The organism is Bartonella sp. MR100HLJHH (assembly GCF_042194215.1).
In the GTDB taxonomy this organism is placed as follows: domain Bacteria; phylum Pseudomonadota; class Alphaproteobacteria; order Rhizobiales; family Rhizobiaceae; genus Bartonella; species Bartonella grahamii.
The window spans coordinates 1-20,545 of record NZ_JBHIMR010000015.1 but is presented as its reverse complement, the minus strand read 5'-3'; the positions used below and the strand labels follow the sequence as shown (position 1 = coordinate 20,545).

General features: G+C 39.6%; 15 protein-coding genes, 1 tRNA gene and 4 pseudogenes. 15 read left to right on the top strand and 5 right to left on the bottom strand.

Features of this window, described 5'->3' with window-relative positions:
* Window positions 1-445 precede the first annotated feature (445 nt).
* On the top strand, window positions 446-1,252 hold the full coding sequence (locus ACFIJ7_RS08070; protein WP_375644993.1) for an N-acetylmuramoyl-L-alanine amidase: 807 nt from the start codon (window positions 446-448) through the stop codon (window positions 1,250-1,252).
* Window positions 1,253-2,496: 1,244 nt separating this feature from the next.
* Here the strand turns inward: ACFIJ7_RS08070 and ACFIJ7_RS08065 are convergent.
* Window positions 2,497-3,696: a porin gene (locus tag ACFIJ7_RS08065; RefSeq protein WP_375636609.1), complete on the bottom strand. Its 1,200-nt coding sequence runs from the start codon at window positions 3,694-3,696 to the stop codon at window positions 2,497-2,499.
* A gap of 313 nt (window positions 3,697-4,009) precedes the next feature.
* Between ACFIJ7_RS08065 and ACFIJ7_RS08060 the strand changes: the two genes are divergently transcribed.
* Window positions 4,010-4,100, top strand: a tRNA-Ser gene (locus ACFIJ7_RS08060).
* A gap of 105 nt (window positions 4,101-4,205) precedes the next feature.
* Here ACFIJ7_RS08060 and ACFIJ7_RS08055 read toward each other — a convergent pair.
* From ACFIJ7_RS08055 to ACFIJ7_RS08040, 4 genes and pseudogenes are all read right to left on the bottom strand, one after another.
* Window positions 4,206-4,345, bottom strand: a pseudogene (locus tag ACFIJ7_RS08055) (integrase); the annotation flags it as partial.
* 1,255 nt (window positions 4,346-5,600) lie between these two features.
* Window positions 5,601-6,821 (bottom strand): MFS transporter, encoded by a 1,221-nt coding sequence (locus ACFIJ7_RS08050; RefSeq protein ID WP_375644992.1) that lies wholly within the window; start codon window positions 6,819-6,821, stop codon window positions 5,601-5,603.
* Window positions 6,818-7,531 (bottom strand): ThiF family adenylyltransferase, encoded by a 714-nt coding sequence (locus ACFIJ7_RS08045; RefSeq protein ID WP_375636606.1) that lies wholly within the window; start codon window positions 7,529-7,531, stop codon window positions 6,818-6,820. Before ACFIJ7_RS08045 ends, ACFIJ7_RS08050 begins: the two co-directional genes overlap by 4 nt.
* A complete protein-coding gene (locus ACFIJ7_RS08040) occupies window positions 7,488-7,883 on the bottom strand; it encodes a hypothetical protein (protein WP_375644991.1) in 396 nt (131 codons plus the stop codon). Before ACFIJ7_RS08040 ends, ACFIJ7_RS08045 begins: the two co-directional genes overlap by 44 nt.
* Window positions 7,884-8,655: 772 nt before the next feature.
* Between ACFIJ7_RS08040 and ACFIJ7_RS08035 the strand changes: the two genes are divergently transcribed.
* The 13 genes and pseudogenes from ACFIJ7_RS08035 to ACFIJ7_RS07975 all read left to right on the top strand — a co-directional run.
* A complete protein-coding gene (locus ACFIJ7_RS08035) occupies window positions 8,656-9,246 on the top strand; it encodes a hypothetical protein (protein ID WP_375644990.1) in 591 nt (196 codons plus the stop codon).
* A gap of 32 nt (window positions 9,247-9,278) precedes the next feature.
* Window positions 9,279-9,566 carry a hypothetical protein gene (locus ACFIJ7_RS08030; RefSeq protein ID WP_375636601.1) on the top strand — a complete coding sequence of 96 codons (288 nt, stop codon included), beginning with the start codon at window positions 9,279-9,281 and terminating at the stop codon, window positions 9,564-9,566.
* 11 nt (window positions 9,567-9,577) lie between these two features.
* Window positions 9,578-9,772: pseudogene (locus ACFIJ7_RS08025) on the top strand (hypothetical protein); the annotation flags it as partial.
* A gap of 10 nt (window positions 9,773-9,782) precedes the next feature.
* Window positions 9,783-10,186 (top strand): annotated as a pseudogene (locus ACFIJ7_RS08020) (GPW/gp25 family protein).
* Complete coding sequence (locus ACFIJ7_RS08015) at window positions 10,173-11,054, top strand: baseplate J/gp47 family protein (protein WP_375644989.1); 882 nt, start codon at window positions 10,173-10,175, stop codon at window positions 11,052-11,054. The pseudogene ACFIJ7_RS08020 and the gene ACFIJ7_RS08015 overlap by 14 nt, the downstream one beginning before the upstream one ends.
* A 260-nt stretch (window positions 11,055-11,314) precedes the next feature.
* Window positions 11,315-12,493: a YbfB/YjiJ family MFS transporter gene (locus tag ACFIJ7_RS08010; RefSeq protein ID WP_375644988.1), complete on the top strand. Its 1,179-nt coding sequence runs from the start codon at window positions 11,315-11,317 to the stop codon at window positions 12,491-12,493.
* A 95-nt stretch (window positions 12,494-12,588) separates the two neighbouring features.
* Entirely contained in the window at window positions 12,589-14,457 is a 1,869-nt protein-coding gene (locus tag ACFIJ7_RS08005) for an FAD/NAD(P)-binding protein (RefSeq protein ID WP_375644987.1), read from the top strand.
* Between the two features lie 88 nt (window positions 14,458-14,545).
* Window positions 14,546-15,787, top strand: a complete 1,242-nt coding sequence (locus ACFIJ7_RS08000) for a hypothetical protein (protein ID WP_375644986.1) — start codon at window positions 14,546-14,548, stop codon at window positions 15,785-15,787.
* 14 nt (window positions 15,788-15,801) lie between these two features.
* Window positions 15,802-16,011, top strand: a complete 210-nt coding sequence (locus ACFIJ7_RS07995) for a 2-hydroxymuconate tautomerase family protein (protein WP_015856802.1) — start codon at window positions 15,802-15,804, stop codon at window positions 16,009-16,011.
* A gap of 86 nt (window positions 16,012-16,097) precedes the next feature.
* Window positions 16,098-17,290, top strand: a pseudogene (locus tag ACFIJ7_RS07990) (phage tail sheath family protein).
* Between the two features lie 3 nt (window positions 17,291-17,293).
* Window positions 17,294-17,818 carry a phage major tail tube protein gene (locus ACFIJ7_RS07985; RefSeq protein WP_375644985.1) on the top strand — a complete coding sequence of 175 codons (525 nt, stop codon included), beginning with the start codon at window positions 17,294-17,296 and terminating at the stop codon, window positions 17,816-17,818.
* A 2-nt stretch (window positions 17,819-17,820) separates the two neighbouring features.
* Complete coding sequence (locus ACFIJ7_RS07980; RefSeq protein WP_375644984.1) at window positions 17,821-18,234, top strand: hypothetical protein; 414 nt, start codon at window positions 17,821-17,823, stop codon at window positions 18,232-18,234.
* Between the two features lie 131 nt (window positions 18,235-18,365).
* Window positions 18,366-20,545, top strand: a 2,180-nt coding sequence (locus tag ACFIJ7_RS07975) for a phage tail tape measure protein (protein ID WP_375644983.1), incomplete at its 3' end; no start/stop codon positions are given.

Below are 20,545 nucleotides of genomic sequence, written 5' to 3'. Positions count from 1 at the left end.
TGATAATAAATTGTTGTAAAGAGCTCATAAAATTTTTCCTATAAGTTTTGTGTGATTGCGCGATAGTTGGGAGTTCGCTTCCGAGGGGCGATATTTTTCAATTTGATAACAGGAAAAACTATTTTTTCTGTAAGACGTGAAAATTTAAGGAGTGATCATTTTATGCTTTTGTTTTTCTTTTGATTGGTAATTTTTAGGAATTTGTTTGAGGAAAATATTTAATGCGGTGTGTTGGTGAATGTGGTTAAAAACATTTTACGCGTGTGTGTGGGAAAAATAAAAATGTGTCTTAATTGTTGATAAGAGTGTCAATGTTTTTGATGAACAAATTTTAGGCGTAATTCTTAATATCTAGATAGGAAGTTCGTTGCAAATTTTTTAACAATTTGTGTCCTATTTGTTGTGGTGCGCAGTGGTCTTTTTAAGCAAAAAAGAAAGGGCTTTTATGTATCAGATTGATTACAACAGTTATCGTTCTGTCAAGAGTTTTAATCGTCGCGTTCGTTTTCTCGTCATGCATTATACGGCTCTTGATTTTAAATCCTCGGTTATGGCGCTTACAGGAGAAAAGGTTAGTGCACACTATCTTGTTCCTGATCCTTCAGAGCAGACATATCGTGAGGCAGGCTTTACGGACATGCGTATTTTTAATCTGGTCGATGAAAATGAGCGTGCTTGGCATGCGGGTGTGAGTTCATGGACTGGGCATAGTCATCTCAATGATGCATCTATCGGGATTGAAATCGTTAATTTAGCGACTGGTCATTCTGAGTCTCCAGAAGAGACAGTTGATTTTATGGCTTATCATGATGAGGGGAGTATATTTCCTCCTTATAATCCAATACAAATTGATGCCGTTAAGGAGCTTGCATTGAATATTCTTCAACGGTATCCCGATATTATGCCAACTGATGTTGTGGGACATAGTGATATTGCCATTGGAAGGAAAAGTGATCCAGGAGCAGCTTTTCCATGGAGAGAACTTTATAGGGCAGGTATAGGAGCATGGTATGATGATGAACTAAAAAGTCATTATCAAGAGCAATTCTCTAAGAATTTTCCATCCAAAGAAGATGTTTTGGCGAAGCTAAAATGTTATGGATATGACATTTCTGCTGCGTGTACCCAAACAGGATACAAAGATTTGATCCGAGCATTTCAACTTCATTTTCGTCAAGAAAATTGTGATGGGATTCTAGATGTTGAAACAGCAGCAATTCTTTATGCATTGGTTGATAAGTATTTTCCGTGAATTCAATGCTTTTTAATTGAAAATATGATTACGTGTAAGCCTTTTTCTTATCAAGAGAGGCTTCTTTTTGCCAATGGGCTTTATGTAAAAAAGAGCATTAATCGTGTAAAAAATCCCATGTACGGTATAAGGCGTTTTATGGAAACATAACTCTACAGAAAGCTCTGTGATTTGCAGAGATTAAATTTTACTGTTTCTTTGTCTTATATTTTTCTTCCTTTAAAAACGAGTAAAGTCAAGATGTTGCGTATATGATGGCATGTTCCTTACGCAAGATAAAACGCTTCAATCAAAATGGTCTTGTATTGTATATTTACATGCTTGTTTTAAAGAAATGTCTTTTAGTCTGTATCACAACACATATTTTACAGCGACGTTCATAAAGAATATAATCTAAAATCCTCTATGAAGTGTATTCTCATTTTTATGCTTAATAAAAGTGCCTAGCACCATTATATACTTTGCCAGATCTCAATGTTACTACAGCCCTTGGAACTTAAAACGATGCATAAAAGGATTTTCTTTACTTGTTTTTTTCACATGGCTCTCTCCATTTGTCATGTACAAGTGAATGGTTTTGGTTAATTCAACATGCAAAATAATAGATTATCATTATAAATCAATGTGATGCAGATTCAAAAAAAGGTGGGTCGTTTACAGATTGCTACTGATAGGAGTCTCTATTCTTTAGAAGGGGAAGAGGTCAATTCATTTTTTGAAGACATATCTATTTTCTCTTTTATTGCTTTGGAGGATATTTTCATCGTTTTGACAACATGTTTCTTGATGATTAAGTTTTTTAATGCGAGGCAGTGTTGTAAAATGTTGTGTTTTAGGATGTTAATAGAAGACACATTCATGCATATAAAAAACACAATGATGTCTTGTTTTTTCAATATTTTATCTGTTCAGTGTAGAATTTATCTGAGAAGATCATGAGCTGAATTAACAAAGGTGAAAAGTAAATTACCAAGAAAGACCAATTTGGTAATAAAGCAAAGGTATTTGTTCACCTTTAAAGGGCACGCAAGAGATTGTTTGAATTGATGTGTAAGCACCGCCTACGCAGTGTTCTTATCAAGCACATTAGGTTAATTTTCTGAGAATATTTTTGTGAAAGTCAGTAATTTTTGTCAAAAAGACAAGAAAATAAGTATCAAGAAAGATGCTCATGATGTTTGATTGCAAAAATAAAAACTGGCAACTTATGTTGCCAGTTTTTAAAATCTTTAGCTTAAATAGGATTAGAATGAACGCTGTAAACGGATCATACCTTGAAAAGCACTTTTTTTATTGAATAAATGTTTTTCATCATTATTTTTATCCGTCACAATGCGATCATCATTCCAATTAACATAGGTTAATTCAGGTGTAATTACAAATCCTGGAACCAGCGTATATGCAATATTTACAGAAGTTGCAAAAGTTTTTACAGCACTATAAGAAACCTGTGCATTTAAATTTGCCTTTGGAGTGAGTTTGTAAGTGGCACCTGCCCAAGCAGCCCATTTACCGCCCCAGTTTGCATAAATCGTTGTGCTTTTTCGTGATAACTCATCATTTTCATTTACTGTGTAGTAATCAAGGCCATTTTTATAACCAGCCATTACCCATAGATTGAAACGATCATTGATATTGAAATCTGCACGTACTTTTCCAGCCCACTTTTTGTAGTAAGTATCATATGCTGCAACCGCTGAAAAACCACCCCATTTTTGCATAAACTTTATACCCAAAACCACATTCGGGGTGTAATTTTTAATTGCTTTACTTGGAAGAGGAGTATCCTTCGTGATAGAAACAAGCTTATCATCTTTATCAATATAGTATCCTGTTGTTCCAGGAAGAGAATCTGAATTATTGCCTAATTCAGCTCCGATAATAGCAGAAAAGCCGGAGTCACCATTAAAGGTGTAGGAAATAAAATTGGTGCGTGTTGTGCCGGCAGGTGCTATGCTATCATCATTGAGAACATTTCCATAATCACCAGTCCAGCTGTTGAAAATTGTGTCATCAAGACCTACGCGAAAACCACCCAGTTCAATGTAAGCGGCTGAAAGCCTTGCACCAGCGCTGTCTCTACCATCACCCCAGCTTGAGAAAATTCTTGCATATGAACGGAGTGTTCCCATTTCTGTTTCAGAAGCTGCTTGAAAAACAAGGGTGAGCCGTGATGATGCGCCATAGGTTTTTCTTTTGTCTCTAAGTTCAGTTTCGCTTGTTGCATCGATATTATCACCGCCTATAAAATCAGCACGAACATTTCCTGATAAACGTATGCAGGTATCTGTTCCAGGGATATAAAAATATCCTTTTCCGTAGGCATCACAAACGCGAATATATTCTACAGGTTCGGGTTCGGCGATAACTGTTGAAGCAGCATGTACTCCAGAAATTGCTAAAAAAGCTGCTGTAGAGCTTAAAAAGAGGGATTTAATATTCATATAAGATCTCCGAGGTCCGTTTAATCTTCTTCTAAAGAGTATCATTCACCTAACGCATTAAGGACAAAGACATAAATAAAATACGCGGCACTTGTTACCTTAGCTATACTAATCTTTTTAGAGTTTCAAATATGAAATTACCTTTTTGTAATGTATACATGTACTATTCGAGATAATGTGGTAAAAAAGACACAATTTTTGTTTTGTTAACTTTTTATCCCTATGGGCTCAATAGGAGAAAAATTTCAGATATTTGGGAAAAAAGTCGAAAATGTCTTGAACTTTCTGTTGATACCATTTATGCCTCTCTGTTGGAGAGGTGGCCGAGTGGTCGAAGGCGCTCCCCTGCTAAGGGAGTAGGGCTCAAAAGGCTCTCGAGAGTTCGAATCTCTTCCTCTCCGCCATCTATTATTATATCTTCGCCATCTATTATTATAAAAGTAGTCGATTGTGTGTGGGAATTTTATTTTCAGTAATTTGTGCCCATTTGCTTTTCTACTAATCCCAATTTTGTGAAGCTTTTTAATTGCTTTTCTTGCTAGACGTTTTCTATCGGCTGTTTTGGTATAGAGTGGTGCTATTTTATCTTTCTTCCATCTAAATTTATTTGCGAAATTGTAATACCTGCGTTAGCAGCGCGTGTGGTTGCTCATTTTCTTAATTCCTGTGTTTATTTTTTATTTTATGTTTCATGAAACAAGTTACAAAAACTTTTTTTCTAATGGCGTAAACTAAAGCAAAACCAATGGGGGATGTTTTAAGCGCAATATGTTTTACGTAAATCGCTATGCCAATTTATATTAAAGGAAATATGATCAGTTGTGGAAAAAAATATCCCGAGAAAGATGGGTTTGTTTCAAAAGTTCTCATGCTTTTGTTGATAAAGGAAAGCGAATCTCTGTTGTAGCATCACATTGACGTTGCATATTTTTTAGCTAAGGATTGCTTATTTATTTTTATGGACATAGGGAGCAGCACGAACATTTGTAAGAATAAGCGGCCGTAAAGCTAGATATGTTACGGATTTTGTTCCAAAAAGTGTTTTTGACTTCTCTATATCGTTCCAATTGTTTGGTGGCACATTTATTATCTTATGACGTTGTTTTGCTAAGCTTTTGCTTTATCCGTTATGTCAGCTTTTATATATCAAATAGGGGAGAAAATATTGTATATATTTGCTAGCGAGTCATTTCTAAAAACGGAAGAATCTTTTTAATTTTGAAAAAATATAAAAGCGAAAAAGGTGGAAATGAGCTCCCATTTTTATCATCATCTTATTAATTCAGTTTTATAATTTTCATAAATCTCTATGGCAGTGTCTTTTAAATAATGAAGATTATGTGTCTTACGTTTTTGTTTATCCCGTTGGGATTATGCCTCTCATATAAAAAGAATATTCTAAACACAAATATACTTGTGTTGCCAATTTGTGCACTTGTGTTAAAGAGATATCTCTTAATGTGTATAGGCCTATTTTGCGACGGCACCTCTTAAATGGTATAAAATGCAAAAGTTTCTGTGAGGCATATAAAGTCTTATAGAGCCACACCATTTGTATACTTATGAAGATGCCACGAGGCATATTATACACCTGCTTCCATGTTGTGATAGACTTTGATTATGGGAGTTCATCAGAGGCATTTTTCTTTTCTAAATTGTTTTTATTTATACAGCTTTCTCCACGTATGATGTGCAAGCAATGATTTTGATTGTTTCAACCATAAAAACAGATTTTAAAAGAAAGGATCTTACAATATTCGAGTTTGCTATATTATGATTATAAATCAACATATTGCTTTATAATTTCATTGTATGTTGAAAGTTGGATGTGGCAATGCTCTCAAAAACGTATAGATCTCTTTTAGAAGAAAACATTGTGGGTGATAATTTTAAAAATTTTCCTCTCATAGAGACTTGTGAGAGTGTTTCATCCATCTCATGACAACCAAACCACACATGAAAAAAGTAATGGTCGGTAATATTAGGTAGTAAGATGGAGAAACTTTTGCAGGAAGAAAAGAAATAATACTTAATACTGTAATTGAAAATATTCTTCCGCTAAAAGATACAGCACCAACAATACCGGAAATATGCTGCGTTTGTTTTTGGTTAAGTTCTGAGAAAAATAAGCTTTTGGCCCCTATCGGTACAGTGCAAATAAATCCATGGATTAAAGAGAAGGCGATGACTGATGCAGCAGTTTGATGGCTATGAACTGAAAAATAGAGCGCTATGCACATCAGCGCAGAAAAGAAGGAAAAATATTTTATAGAATTCTTATATTTTTTATCAAAAACATGATACTTAGACATCAGTAAATTTGAAAAATATTGTGCTGAAAAGGCTCCAATATGGCAGCACATCAAGACGAGCATTTGCGAACCGTTGAGGTGATTAATTTTCCCCCCTGAAAGTATTATCGGTTGCCAGAAATGATAAATAATTTGAATACCAGCGCTAAAAAGGCACATGAGGAAAATAAACCATGCGCCTCCTACTGTATTTTGAAAGATCCAAAGCGTTTCCTTGGCATTGTGCAAGATTGTTTTTGTTTTGGATGTTTCAATTGTCGTTTTCTTTTCTTCAGGAACAATAAGGAATATCAAAAAAATAAATCCCATCATGAGGCATGAGATGATATATCCCATAAAATATTGTCCAGAGTAATAGATCGTTCCAATTCCTATAATCCCACTGAGAATACTTCCGAAAGAGTTAACTTGGTGGTAGAGATGAGCATAATGCGAAAAGTGATCCTGTTTATCGCCTAGAGAATGGTAAATCCATCCGTCAATGGCGCTGACAATGATGCAAATGCTCGCTGCATAGAGAATTTGCGCAATAATAAGTGCCGTCATATTGGGAGCTTGAAGGCATAGAAGATAAAATATTCCTGTCATAAAGACCCCAGCCATAACGGAATATTTACGTCGATATCTGTCAGATAAAACAGCGCAGGGAAAATCAAGCAGCAGGATGGTGGTGGAAAAGACAACCTGAAGCAGAGCTAATTGCGCCAGACTAACTCCCATGGACATTAAAAAAATAGCATGGTAAACGCCGATCAGCATGCGGACAGCATTATAGGATCCATAGTTGAGAGCAAGGGTGCGAGGTCTGTTCATTGTGTTGTTCCACAAACCTTACAGTGAGGATTTTTCTTTAGAGAACGCTCTTCTGTGAAAAGTTGGCTGCTCCATATCCCCACACGGCGATCAGTGGAAAGAAGGCTTCCATAACCACCCAAAAATTTAAGAGCATCATTAGCACACATGGCAGCTGAAAGTGCATTAACAGGGGGAAATGTAGCAACTTTGAAGTTATTATTAACCATAATACAAGCTTCATAAATAAGGTGATCACTTTTTGCCGGAAGATTGCCTATAGACGAGCTACATGCGTAACAACCAGTTTTCTTAAGTATGTAAAATGGACCAAAGACAGCTATATCATTAACATAACCGGAATTTATATAGGCTTGTTTATTTTTCACACACCATTCATTGATCCATAGGCCTAGCTGAACAGGTGAATCAGCAGAAATGATCCATAAATCAGCTTTGGGTAATTTGTTGATATCCTCTTTTTCAGTAATCAACATTTGTAATTCATGAACTTCAATTTGGCTGTTTCTCCGCATCAGCTCACGTTTAAGAACTGTTGTTTTCGGAAGACCGATATCTTCTTCAGTAAAAAGAATTTGTCTGGTAAGGTTGGTCATCTCGATCACATCATTGTCAACAAGAGTCAATTTTCTAACGCCAGAGGATGCAAGCATTGCTGATACATGATTACCAATCCCACCACCCCCTAAAATGACGACACTTTTTTGCAAAAGAGTATGCTGAACAGAGGTTGGATGCATACCATAACATTTGATAATGGAGATGACTTCTGGAATACCGATTATTGAGGATATTGTCTGATGTTTCAGCTTTGACAAGAAAATGGTTAGAAACAAGAAAATCAAACGCACGGTCAAAATTTTCTTTTAACATGATTAATGATAGTGAATTGTAAACTTCATCTACTGTCTTTTTTTTGATCCATTGTGCCGCAATAAGCACTAAGTTCTCCCAAAAATTTTTATCATTGATAATAAACTGGTTTGAACCTGCACCAAAAATAGCATCCTCTTCACGAACAACAACACGTGTGTATTTTCCTAAAATATATTGTTGTTTCATTTCTCCTCCCCACTTGTAGAGTAAACCAACTTTTCCCTGAAAAATAATTTCAGGTAAATTTCTTTAGTTATTACTTATATTCTGTATGATCCATGATTTCCTCCTCGTTATTGATGTTTTCATTATTCACCACATTACATGGGAGGAGGATCCTATATAAAATATTATTATTGTAAATACATTTTTATGATGTAAAGTAAATATTCCTACATCAAATATTAATGAGCGTACATTGAGAAAAGAACGCATCTCATCAGTTTAAAACTCTATGATCTTTATTAACTTAAAAGTAATAGCATAAAATATAATATAAAAAATGAATAAATTTGAATTTATGTAAAAACACAAACTTTTTTATTGCTGCTACGGATAAAACAAACAAATCTATATTATAAAGTAGTTGATCACTACATTGATTGTGGTTATCCGTTTTGTATACGCATCATTTTATAATTGTTAGTATATTTATTAATCAAAATGTTATTTTTGAAGTAATTATAATATCCTATTAAAATATTTTAAAGTCACCTATAAAGTGATTAAATTGCTCCTATAGAGATATAAAGCTAGACAGAAAAATCTATGACTATTTTATTGAATAAATTAGTTTTTATAGCTTTATTTTGTTTGTTGAGTATTTAATTTGTGTACAATTTATCCCTTTTTATTTTTATCATAGATTATTCTAAATAGATTTAATAAATTTCATTATTAATTTTTCAATACAAATTTAATTGTTTATTTTAATTTATTGCATACGAGCAAATAAAAAATGTTTACAAAAAAAGTTCTGTTGAGGGAAGGCTTATTGCTTATCATATTTTTGCTAATATATCTTTTATCTACCTCGCATGGCTATACGGGTATAGATAAATTATTTTGTTCCCAAGTTGTTAAGGAACGTGATGATGCGGTTCAGAAGTTGGATTCAGCAAAGTTTGAAAAAGACAATGCGGAGAGAGGATGGAACGATACAATGCAAATATTGGGGGTGTCGGTAGAGGACTTGAAGAGAATAGCTTTTGAACAGCAGGCACTCTATTTTGCATTGCTGAAAAATATGCCAAATAACAAGCAATTGACTTATAAATATGAAATAACGCAAAAGCGGAATGCTGCAATTTTTGAACGGCTCGAGAAGGTTTTTACTTTATTTGAGCATGTTGAGAAAAGAACAGAGGCTTTTCGAGAATTAAATGAAGCAAATAAGCTTAAGGATCAGTCTCAATCATTACATTATTTAGAAGTGATTTCTAAACATCAAGAACATATTGATAACTTAAATCAAGAGGTTAAAAGGCTCGATCACGAAGTTGATAATTTAAATAACAGGCTTCAAAGTCTGAGGAAAATATTTCGATAAGAAACGAAAAGTTATTCATTTAGAAGACACGCTTGAGCAACGAGATAAAGCTCTTACAGCACAAAGGAGGAAAGAAAAGTGACGGCTCTTATGGCGCTTTGCGTATCACGAAGGATGAACTCATTCTCTCCCATGGGGAAAACCAAATCCATTTGAGTGAAAAAGGTTTGGTGCTTTCTCATCAATCAACCCGTGTTGAATTAACGGGTAGTGTGCACATTCAAGCAGAAGATTTGCAGCACAATCAAAAATCTGTTGGCGCAAGCCACAAACACGGTGGGGTCAAAATGGGTCCCTCCACAACCTCTTACCCCCTTTAAAGGAGTTTATCATGCGTGAGAACACTTATGTTATTTTAACCAATGCCGATTTTGTTGCTGGTCAACGTTCACCGGGCAAAGGTGAAGAAATTTGTTTAAGTGAGGAAGCGGCTAAATATCCGTTGCTGCTTGGTCAGATTGCTGAAAAACCAGCACCTGTTGTTTCTGCGCCCCCAACTGTTTCTAACACAAAGACAAGCAAAGGGTGCTTAAAGCATGCGGTGTGGGATAAGCGAAAAGGATGGCTCTCTCTTATATGGTTGGGCACATTGCCAACAGTCACTTCGTAAATGTCTGACGACAAGAATTGGGACACGGGTTTTGCGTCGTCATTATGGATGTGATGTTGGAGCATTCCAAGACGCCAATGCTGATCCTGCGACGATGATGCAGCTTTATCAAGCAATTGTTGAAGCACTCGATGATCCAGGGTGTGGAGAGCCTGGGTTTTCGTTGCAGAGGATTGATCTGACAAAAGCAACGCGTGAAGGCACATTCCATTTGTTTTAACGGGCCATTTTGTTTTAACGGGTGTTTTTTATCTCAATGAGCATTTGGGGGATTGGTCGCATAAGGAACCAATGAGTATTGATTTAGAGGTTGGGGATGACAGAGTTTGAACCTTTATCCATTCCACAAATTCCCCCTCCACAACTCCCTTTGCCACAAATTATTGAAGAGCTTTCTGTTGAAGCAATTTTAGAGCAAAAGATCACGCGTTTGACTGAGCTTTTTGCAGCGCATCATATCCCTTATAATGTGGAAAAGACGGCTTATGATCCGGTTGTCATTCAATTGCAAGCGGCCGCTTATGAAGAGTTGCTATTGCGCCAGCGGATTAATGAAGTGGCGCGGGATAATTTACTCACATTTGCGCGTGGAACAAGTTTAGATCATTTGGGGGATTTTCATGGGGTCACGCGCCTTTTGGATGAAGATGATGAGCGTTTGCGCCGCCGCATTCGCTTGAATAGACAAGGACATTCCACAGGTGGCACAGTGCCACGCACTCAATATTTTGCCCTCTCAAGCGATATCCATGTCAAAGATGCTTTTGTTTATCGTGAGGGTAAAAGTCCACTTATTCATGTTGCGCTTTTTAGTGACGCCCCTTCAGGGGTGGCTGATGAAGCTTTGATTGCCAAGGTACAAGCAGCCCTTGATGCCCCCCATGTTAAAATGACCAATGACCACATTTTTGTGAAAAGCGCGGTACAGCGGATGATCAATGTTTCTGCTGATTTTTGGTTGTTACCGGATGAAGGCTCCTTTGTTTTGGAAAGAGCGGAGCAGAATTTAAGAGCAGAATGGGCGCGTGCGCAAAGGCTTGGGCGTGATTTGTCTTTAAGTTGGATACTAAGCCGCTTGATGGTTGAGGGCGTTCACCATGTGAACATAACGCACCCCTTTGAGGATATTTTGGTCGCACCTGATGAAGCTGTAGCTTTGGGGGATATTGTTTTGTCTGAACGGGGGCGTGCTTATTGATGTCTTCGTTGTTATTGCTGCTTAATTACAGCCATTATTTTTCTGAAAAAGAAGCTTTGTAGGGAGAAGAGCATACATGGAGCAGGGCGTAAAACGATGAAATGCATATAACTGATCCAGTAATGTTGACAATAATCGCTCAATATGTTGCTCTGGTTACTTAAACAAATGGCTAGATTGGCTTTTATTCTCTGAGATAAGTGCTACTATTGATGAGATAGAATGCGGATGAGCGAATTATTAGTTAAGGAATTAGAGTAATGGGGGGAAAAAATAATCGTCAAGATTTGAGTTGTTTCGGAATCGCTGTATTCGGTATGATTATTATGATTTTGGGGATGGGGATTGGGCGATTTTTCTATACGCCGGTATTTCCAGTTATGTTGGATGAAGGATTGTTTACCTTTAAGCAACTTTCTTATATAGCTAGCGCTAATTATGGCGGTTATTTAGTTGGGAGTATGTTTTTTTCGTTTTGCAGAGTTGGGAATATATCCCGTGCTCCCTACATGCTATTTGGTGCAGCTATAGTGACGAGTGCACTTATTTTTGCCATGGCGTTAACAACAAACTTTTACTTGGTCTTCTTTATCCGCTTTGCTGCCGGTATCGCGAGTGCAGCAATGATGATTTTTGGTTCTATTACGGTTATGCAGCATACTCACAAGCTGTGGGTTATTGCTTCACTTTATGCAGGTGTGGGAGTTGGTATTCTACTGGGTAATGAGTATGTTATTATTGGTTTGAGTAAATCGCTGAACGCGAAAAATATTTGGTTTGGAGCTGGTTTTATATCTGTTGTATTGTTGCTCTTGTTGTTTATTTTATTTCCACGTCGTGTTGATGCGTCTCAATTTGCTGGTAATGAGTCATTGGCACACGAAAATATCGTTTGGTGGGAACTCGCTCTGATTTATGGGCTCGCTGGGTTTGGTTATATTATTGTCGCGACATATCTTCCTCTGATGGCGAAAACATTTAATTTCCCACTACTCGCTAACCATTTATGGTCGTTTGTCGGAATAGCCATTGTTCCTAGTTGTTTCATTTGGTTATGGGGAGCCCATCGGTGGGGGGTCTTACGTTGTCTGATGCTCAATTTGCTTATCCAAGGAGGATGCGTATTACTGACATTATTCAGCCAGTCTCTTGTACTGATAGTTCTCAGTTGCATAGGGTTTGGATTTACTTTTATGGGGACAACCTCTCTAGTTATGCCGTTAGCTAAGCGTTTATATGCGCCGTATGGCATAAATCTGCTAGGCTTGGCTACCTTAACTTACGGTTTTGGCCAAATATTAGGACCTCTCTTGACGAGTTTTTTACAGTTTGGTTCACATGCCATTGCGCTTTCCGTTATCTGTGGTGCTGTAGCGCTTTTTGCTGCTGCTGGAATCTGCCAATATTGTCTTTGTAAAAAGGTCGTTGGCGTTTCATAAACCCGCAATCTTCACTAAAAAGTCGAGAGAATTTATTACGTTCTTTTTGAAACATTTTGTGAAAGTCAAATTATTCTAATAGGGGAGATTAAAGAATGCTTCACTCTACAGTCGCTATTTTGGGCGTTGGTCCTCGTGGGATCAGTATTCTCGAACGCTTGCTCACACTTTATTCCCATTATCCATTTTCTGGGAACATTGATATTTTATTGATTGATCCCAATGAGATGGGAACCGGTACCCATAGTGTGCATCAGCCAGATCATTTATTGGTTAACACTGTCGCTTGCCAGATTACTTTATTTGGTGATGATACAGTTAAGGGGGTAGGGCCTATTCGTAAGGGACCGAATTTCTATCAATGGGCTATTCAACAAGGTTATCGTAATATTAACGGTGTTTTTTCTCGTACAGAGCATAATGTTGGGAGAGAAATCAAAGAAAATGATTATTTATCACGTCGTTTGTTAGGGGAATACCTGTCTTGGGCTTACCAAGAGCTCACGCAAGATTTACCTTCCGGTATTCGTATTAAGGAGATCCGACAAAAAGTTATCAATCTCCATATCCACCAAGATAATAAAACGGATGTTCTTTTGGAAGATGGCTATCGTTACAGTGTAGATTTTGTTTATATTACCACGGGTCACGGTAAGAATACATATTCATCGCATGATGAAAGCCTGCAACAGTTTGTGGCTGGTCATCAAATGAAAAATGCGCTTTTGAACTATTATTCGAATCCTTATCCAATTGAAAAGTTGGACTCTATACAATCTCAGTCTCGTGTGCTGGTGCAGGGAATTGGATTAACTAGCTATGATGTCTTGTCGCAATTGACTTACGGTCGCGGTGGGACTTTTACTGAAAATGCTGGACAATTGTGCTACATGCCAAGCGGCAAAGAACCGAAGATAGCTCTATTCTCCCGTCAAACATTGCCTTTTAGTAGTCGCGGGATTAATCAAAAGGGTGGTAGTGGGCAATATATACCATCATTCCTTACTCTCGATGCAATACATCATCTGCGTAAGCAATCCAGCATTGCTAACGGTTCTCCGAAGCTGGATTTCGAAACGCAGCTTTTACCTCTGTTGCTTAAAGAAATGTGTTATGTCTATCGAAGTACGCAGCTGGGGCACTGGCTAGACCCTGAAACCTATGTTGTTACTTCCAAAGACGAGCAGTGTATTCAAGCGTTGCTGTATCCTCATCGAAATAAAATATTTGCCTCTTTGAAGGATTATACAAGATTCTTCATGGAGCATTTGAAGGACGATCTTCATTCTTCCGCTGCAGGTAATGTTGATGGCCCAGTGAAAGCTGCTACAGATGTGCTACGAGATGTCCGTGATATCTTACGTTCAGCAATTGATTTTTGCGGGTTAACGTCTTCATCTCACAAGTACTTTATTGAATATTTTAATCCAAACTTTAACCGTATTTCTGTCGGCCCACCGATGCAGCGAAACCAAGAGTTGAAGGCTCTGATGGAGGCTGGTATCGTGACTTTGGCTGGCGGACCTTCACCTAAACTTGTTCTCAATGCTAGTACTAGCCGTTTCGAAATTCAGTCTGTTTTCCAAGATGAAAACAGTTCAGTTGATGGAGATGTGCTGATCACGGCCAAGATTGATAGTTTTTCTCCGTTGCGTGATGAGTCTCCTTTTATCAAAAATTTGGCTGCTCAGGGTATCATCCGGCCATTTATCAACCAAGGATATCATCCTGGTGGTATTGATATTGACTGTCAGCAGCATCCTATAGATACTAAAGGACAAGTACAAAATACATTATGGGTGGTAGGTAATCCAGTAGAGGGGGCCAATTTTTATACATATATTTTGCCTAGACCTTTAGTTAATTCGCGTGCACTGCGGGATGCAGGGCACTGTGTCATTGACATGTACGAGCAGCTTCTTAATCGCCACTCAGTCAAAGATTCAACAATTAATGTACATTGATGATGTAAAAAGCTTCCTGATACGCATGTCCTCCGTATCCGCTATAATAGCGATGCTGATGCTATTCATTTTTCTTATATCTATCTCAATGAGAACTTGGTTTCTTATTCCATTGGCTGGAGTGACTGTTTTCGGTTATTTGCTTTTGACGATACCATACTGGTGGTTGAAGGGGAATGCACGCAGTGGTGTGGTCATCCTGTTGGCTTGTACTTTAGTGCTGATATGGCGTTGGCATTTTCCTGATGTTAGTACTGTGCTTGTGCGTTTTACTGATGTCTTTTGGCTATTACTCGCCATGGGATTGTTGCGCCATGTGATGAATATATGGCGTATTTCAGAATTTCTCTCTGAACGGTTGATGCGCTATGGAAAGGGTTCGCTTACCCTGTCCATCGCGATACTGACTGCGTTTCTAGCTTGGCCGATGAGTTTGGGGGTTATCCCCCTAATGATTGATGCCTTGAAGAAAAGTGTTTTTCCCTCTCGCCATTTGGCCGCTATTGTGATGCGAATGATGAGCATCACAATGGTACTGATGCCAACCAGCATCGGTGCAGCAACAGTTTTCTCTGCTATGCCTAGAACACTAATATTCACATCCGCTGCTTTGGGGATACCACTTTTTCTATTCAGTCTGTTGTTGTTGTGCCTTTCTCCTGTTGTACCGCTAGCTAATCCGATTATTTGCGATGAGAGGAGAGCGAATAAAGAAGGAGAGAGATTAAGAATTTGGATTTTTTTGATATTGTTCTGGCTAACATTTATCGTTGCGTTGACAGTTATCAGGTTGAATGCACTAGAAAGCATTGCGTTGACGGCGAGCATTCTATATGTCATTGAGCGTGGGAGTTCACGCAGTGTTGATTTTTTGACTCCTTTGGTGGCAGTGATACGCAGTATATCAAGTGAAATTCTGTTGTTGCTAGGTTGTAGTCTGCTAATATCTACTTGTGATTTGCTTATTCCTTTGTTGCCGGTGACGTTTAGTCACTCATTGGCATCACTCTCTGTTTGGCAGCGCTATGCCTGTATTCTCTTCGTATTGCCAATTTTCAGTGTAGCAGGAATTCACCCTATGGTGCTATTTAGTTTGGCATTTCCCTTACTAGGGTCATCGATAACTTATGGGGTTACGGATTATTTGGTTTGGATTTGCTTCTTTATTGCAGCTCAACTCCTTTCTCCTGTATCGATAAATGCTATTTTTGCTTCCAGTAGCCTGCATATTTCACCGGTGGATACGAGCTTTAAAATGCATAGCTATTATGTATTAATATTTAATCTTTTTGCGTTCATTTATTTGAGCTTTTTTGTACAATATTTGTAAATTATGGAGATCTTATGCCTTACATAAACATTAAAATTACTAATGAAGGGGTTACCTCTGAACAGAAACGGCAACTAATAGAAGGGGCAACTCAATTATTAGTTAATATTCTGAATAAAAATCCGAAAACGACTGTTGTAGTGATTGATGAGGTGGAGACAGACAATTGGGGTATTAATGGTGTTCCCGTTACAGAATTAAGGAAAGATCAAAATAAAGAATAACTCTATGTATTTGACAATAATTTAAGGTCAATAGGGTTAATCAATATAAAAAATCACGTCCTTTAGCAACATTTGATCAGACCGCCATTGGGGCGGTTGTCACAGCCCCTGATGCACAGACCTATCCCCTCAACGAGCCTGTTCTTCTCTTTACGCATGAGGGTGAGAAAATCCAAAAGCTTGGGGCAAGAGGCACGGCTCTTGATGTGATTAACGCCGTGTGTGCGCAAGGGATTGAGGCACAAATTATCCTTGTGCGTGTGGAAGAAAAATCAACCATTGCTGAGACACAAACTGAGATGGTGGGATCAAACGCTCACCTGACCGGTGTGCAGCCTTGGCTTATGCGCGTGGGCATTTGGGGGTAGAGCCTGGGATTTTACTGGCACCGGCTTATAGTGCAGGGCGGATTGACAATGGCAAAAACCCTGTGGCAGACGCTTTGGAACAGGTGGCAGAAAAGCTACAAGCGATTGCGGTGTTTGATACGGGTGGTAAAAATGCGGAAGAAAGCCTTGCCTATCGCGCAGATTTTTCCTCACGCTTTTGTTATTTGATTGACCCCTTTGTACGGGTGGCAAATGGTGATGGGGGTTGGAGTGTTAAACCGGCAAGTCCTTTTGCTGCCGCCATGTTTATCAAACGTGATAAGCAAAGGGGCGGTGTTTTTTGGTCTCCCTCCAACCAAGATGTTAAAGGCATTTTAGGAACCGCGCGCCCGATTAGCTATTTTGATGGCGAAATCGATCATGAGGCAAATCGCCTTAACCAAGCCGATATTGCGACCTTTATTCCAGCACGACTTAGTCAAAATGGGCAGGGAGAAGTAGCTTCCAATGGACGTATTTTATGGGGAAATCATACCACCTCCAGTGACCCATTGTGGCGTTTTGTCAATGTGGTGCGCACCCATGCAGCCTTGGAAAAAACGATCATTAACAGTTTCCGCCCTTGGGCGAATGATGAAAACCTTACTGGTCAACATGTTATTGCCATTACCCGCAGCCTCACGCAGTTTCTTGATGATCTGATTGCGCGTGGAGCGCTTTTGGGTGGACGTGTCTGGTTTGACCGCGATTTAAATTCCAACAGTACTTTACAATTGGGAAAATTGCGGGTCGAGTTTGATGCAGAAGAAGTGCCACCTTTAGAAGATTTGAGTTTCGGCAGCCGGCGCAATAGCGCTTATTTTGATCGTTTGGCGCAAGATATTCAAAAGAAAATGACTTATCAATTTGGCGATACGCTTGAAACTTATCGCAAAGCAGCAAGGAGTTAAAGCATGACTTTACGCATTGTACGCGGTTTTACCCTGATTGTTGATGATGATGTGAATCTCCATCTTGATCTTGAGACATTGAAACTGCCCACGTTGGAAGAAATCACCGAAACCTATCAACCAGGGGGCTCTGATATGCAGATTGATGTGAGCGGTCTTGGTGTGAAAGCTTTGAGCATACAAATGAAAATCCGCAGTCACACACCCGAAATTATCGGTATTTTTGGTGGTCCTCCTGGTCTTCGTCATAAATTTACCGGCAAAAAACATGTGATCTCTGAAGAAGATGGACGCGAGCATGAGCATTCCATTGATGTTACAGGGCGCTTGGTCAAAGTGGATAGTGAAGGCTTAACAGCTGGGAAAGCAACGGGCTATGATTGCGAGATCAAAAATGTTTGGGACTATACGGAATTTTGGGATGGCTCTGTTTTGCACCGCTTTTCGTTTAAACGGGGCGGTTGGCTTGTCCGCAACGGGCAAGAGATCGGTTCTCGCCGCCGCTCTATTCTCATTTATAGGAATTGATCATGACAAGTTTACAAACCAGCATTGATGTAGAGTTGCAGGCTCCGCTTCCTTATCAGGATAAAGGTGGCAAAGAATCTCTCTGCAAGAAACTGACCTTTTATCGCCCAAACTTCAAGCAAGCACGCCAATTAGCGGTGTTGATTGGACCGCAGTTGGTAGAGCTCGTTCTACCCGCTGTAGAAGAGGATAAAACAACATTGGGCAATGATATTCTTGTTCTTAAGCTTTGTGAGGCTTTATTTACTCATGAGGCTATGGAAGGAATAGCCGTGCTTTTAGCCGATATGTCTCATGAAACGGTTGAATTGATTAATCGTCTTGATGTTGTTGACATTATGGCAGTGTTTAAGGCTTTTTCTGCTTTTTTTACGCAACGCCAATCCTCTCTGCCGGACAATTTGGAGCAGAGTTAGCCCTTTATTATCATTGGGCGCCTTCAGAGATTAACCAGATGGATTGGCTGGATGTGATTGCTTATCGCAGCGAATTAGCACGCTTTAAAGCCCAAGAATATGAAAGTCATCAGTTAGGATAAGAGACGATCATGGATGTTTCCCTTGTTGTGCGTTTTGTCAATCATCTGCAAGAGGGGATAGCTTCTGCCAAGCGTGATCTTGCAGCTTTCAGTTCAGAGGTTGCGCATTTCCAAAACAAGACAAGGCAGCACTTTAAAAATTGGTTTGACCCTGAGCATCTTGAGGATGCGACAAAGAATGCGGAAAATGCTTTTATCCAAGCGCGGGGGCGCATGGTGGGTGCCATTGCGCAAACAGCAACCTTAATTGCACCGCTCTATAAAGCCATGCAATTTGACCAATCGATGAAAGGCTTGGAAAAGGTTCTGGATGCCCCCCTTGATCGCTTAAAGGAATTGCGACGTTTTGCGCTTGAAACCTCCACTAAGATTCCGCTAGCGGCACGTGAAGTTTTGGAACTGATGACCAGTGCTAGCCAAGCAGGGATTGGCGAACAAGATCTAGAAGCTTTTAGCATTTATGCCGCTAAAGCGGCTGTTGCTTTTGATATGACGGGGGATCAGATTGGGGAGCGCTTTGCCAAGTTGCGCAATGTCTTTAAGCTTAATCAAGCAGGCATTGAAGATCTAGGCGATGCGATCAACCATCTCTCTAACCACATGGCCGCCAAGGCAAGTGAAGTGTCTGATTTTACCAATCGTGCCACCGGTGCGGCAACCATGTTTAAGCTCACTGCCCGTGAAACCGCTGCTTTTGGTACGGCAATGATTTCTGCTGGTATCGTTCCAGAAAGTGCAGCGCGTGGTTTTAATGCGATGAGTGCGCGCATTCAGGCAGGGGGTAAACATATTGAAGATGCTTTTGCCAATATCGGGCTTTCCCGCGAAAAATTTATGCAAGATCTGGACAAAGATGCCACCGGTACCTTGGTACGCTTTTTTGATGTTTTAGCGAAATCTGAACAGGGTATGCGCTCGCTGATTGCCATTGCTGGGCGGGACTTTACCGGTGATTTTGCCAAATTGGTGGGCAATCCCGAATTGTTAGGGCAAGCTTTAGATTATGTGAAAGATCCACAAGTCTTTAAAGGTTCTGTAGAACAAGAAGCAGACAAACAAGCAACCGGTGCCATGCGGCAATTTGAACTTTTGCAAAACCGCATTGTGGCTTTGGGGATTACCATTGGTGAAGTGCTTCTGCCCCCCCTCAACAGTTTGATGGAAAGTGTTGGCAATTTTACCAATGGGTTGATGGCGTGGGCGAATGCCCATCCCACTTTAACAAGCGTCATTATCAAAACCATTGCTGCCCTGATGGCTTTTAACATTGCTCTACGGGTTTTGCGCTTTGCTTTTGCTGGCACTCGCCTTGGCTTGCTAAAGTTGATAGGCTCTTTGATCAAACTTGTTGGTGTGAGCGGTAAGCTTAAAACAAGCTGGCGTGGCTTAGCAGCCTCAGGGCGTTCCTTGAAGTTATTGATGGCAGGGCTTGGTGGGAGCGCGCTGCGTCTTTTACGCCCGATGACTTTACTCGTGGCAGCGTTTCGGGGTGTTATGGTCTCTGGTTCTGCATTTGCTGCCTCTTTTGGCTCTGTTGGGGCAGCGATAGAAGTGGCTGGGGCAGCTATTGCCTCTGTTGTGGGGGGTATTTTTACCCCAATAGGGGCTGTGGTTGCTGCTGTTGTGGCGGTCATACTGGCAGCTGGTTTTGTTTTGTGGAAATATTGGGATCGTTTTTCTTCTTTTATGAAGGGCTTTGCACGGGTGATATCTCGGGCTTTTGGGCAAGCCTTTGAGGCTGTCATGCGTTTTTTTGGTGCCGATACCACCACCATTACGCGTTGGAAAAATATAATCGCCAATGCTTTTGATTTCTCTGAACATTGGCAAAAGTTCAAACAAGGACTTGACGTTGTTGGCAGGTTGTTTGGCAATGTGTGGGAGGGCTTTAAACAAAGCCTTTCCAACTTTTGGAGCTGGTTGGGAAGCTTTTTTGCCCGCGAAAAGCTCTCTGATGCTGCCAAGGCAAGTATGGAACAAGCTGGGGAAGATTTAGCGAGTTGGATTGTCGATGGTTTTATGGGCACCATCTCACAATTGACAGATTTTTGTAAATCTTTGCCTCATCGTATGAAGGGGTGGTTTGGGTCCATTAATTTAAGAGAGTTTTTGCCAAGTTTTTTGGGAGGCACAACAGCCATTCAACCGATTGCACAATTTGCGGGGGCGGGGCATGCCAATTACTCTGT

What these genes read in the sequence shown, in the direction of transcription:
- ACFIJ7_RS08070 (WP_375644993.1), top strand. Translation starts at nt 446, where the DNA reads ATGTATCAGATTGATTACAACAGTTATCGTTCTGTCAAGAGTTTTAAT.
- ACFIJ7_RS08065 (WP_375636609.1), bottom strand. Translation starts at nt 3,696, where the DNA reads ATGAATATTAAATCCCTCTTTTTAAGCTCTACAGCAGCTTTTTTAGCA.
- ACFIJ7_RS08050 (WP_375644992.1), bottom strand. Translation starts at nt 6,821, where the DNA reads ATGAACAGACCTCGCACCCTTGCTCTCAACTATGGATCCTATAATGCT.
- ACFIJ7_RS08040 (WP_375644991.1), bottom strand. Translation starts at nt 7,883, where the DNA reads ATGAAACAACAATATATTTTAGGAAAATACACACGTGTTGTTGTTCGT.
- ACFIJ7_RS08035 (WP_375644990.1), top strand. Translation starts at nt 8,656, where the DNA reads ATGTTTACAAAAAAAGTTCTGTTGAGGGAAGGCTTATTGCTTATCATA.
- ACFIJ7_RS08015 (WP_375644989.1), top strand. Translation starts at nt 10,173, where the DNA reads ATGACAGAGTTTGAACCTTTATCCATTCCACAAATTCCCCCTCCACAA.
- ACFIJ7_RS08010 (WP_375644988.1), top strand. Translation starts at nt 11,315, where the DNA reads ATGGGGGGAAAAAATAATCGTCAAGATTTGAGTTGTTTCGGAATCGCT.
- ACFIJ7_RS08005 (WP_375644987.1), top strand. Translation starts at nt 12,589, where the DNA reads ATGCTTCACTCTACAGTCGCTATTTTGGGCGTTGGTCCTCGTGGGATC.
- ACFIJ7_RS08000 (WP_375644986.1), top strand. Translation starts at nt 14,546, where the DNA reads ATGAGAACTTGGTTTCTTATTCCATTGGCTGGAGTGACTGTTTTCGGT.
- ACFIJ7_RS07995 (WP_015856802.1), top strand. Translation starts at nt 15,802, where the DNA reads ATGCCTTACATAAACATTAAAATTACTAATGAAGGGGTTACCTCTGAA.
- ACFIJ7_RS07985 (WP_375644985.1), top strand. Translation starts at nt 17,294, where the DNA reads ATGACTTTACGCATTGTACGCGGTTTTACCCTGATTGTTGATGATGAT.
- ACFIJ7_RS07980 (WP_375644984.1), top strand. Translation starts at nt 17,821, where the DNA reads ATGACAAGTTTACAAACCAGCATTGATGTAGAGTTGCAGGCTCCGCTT.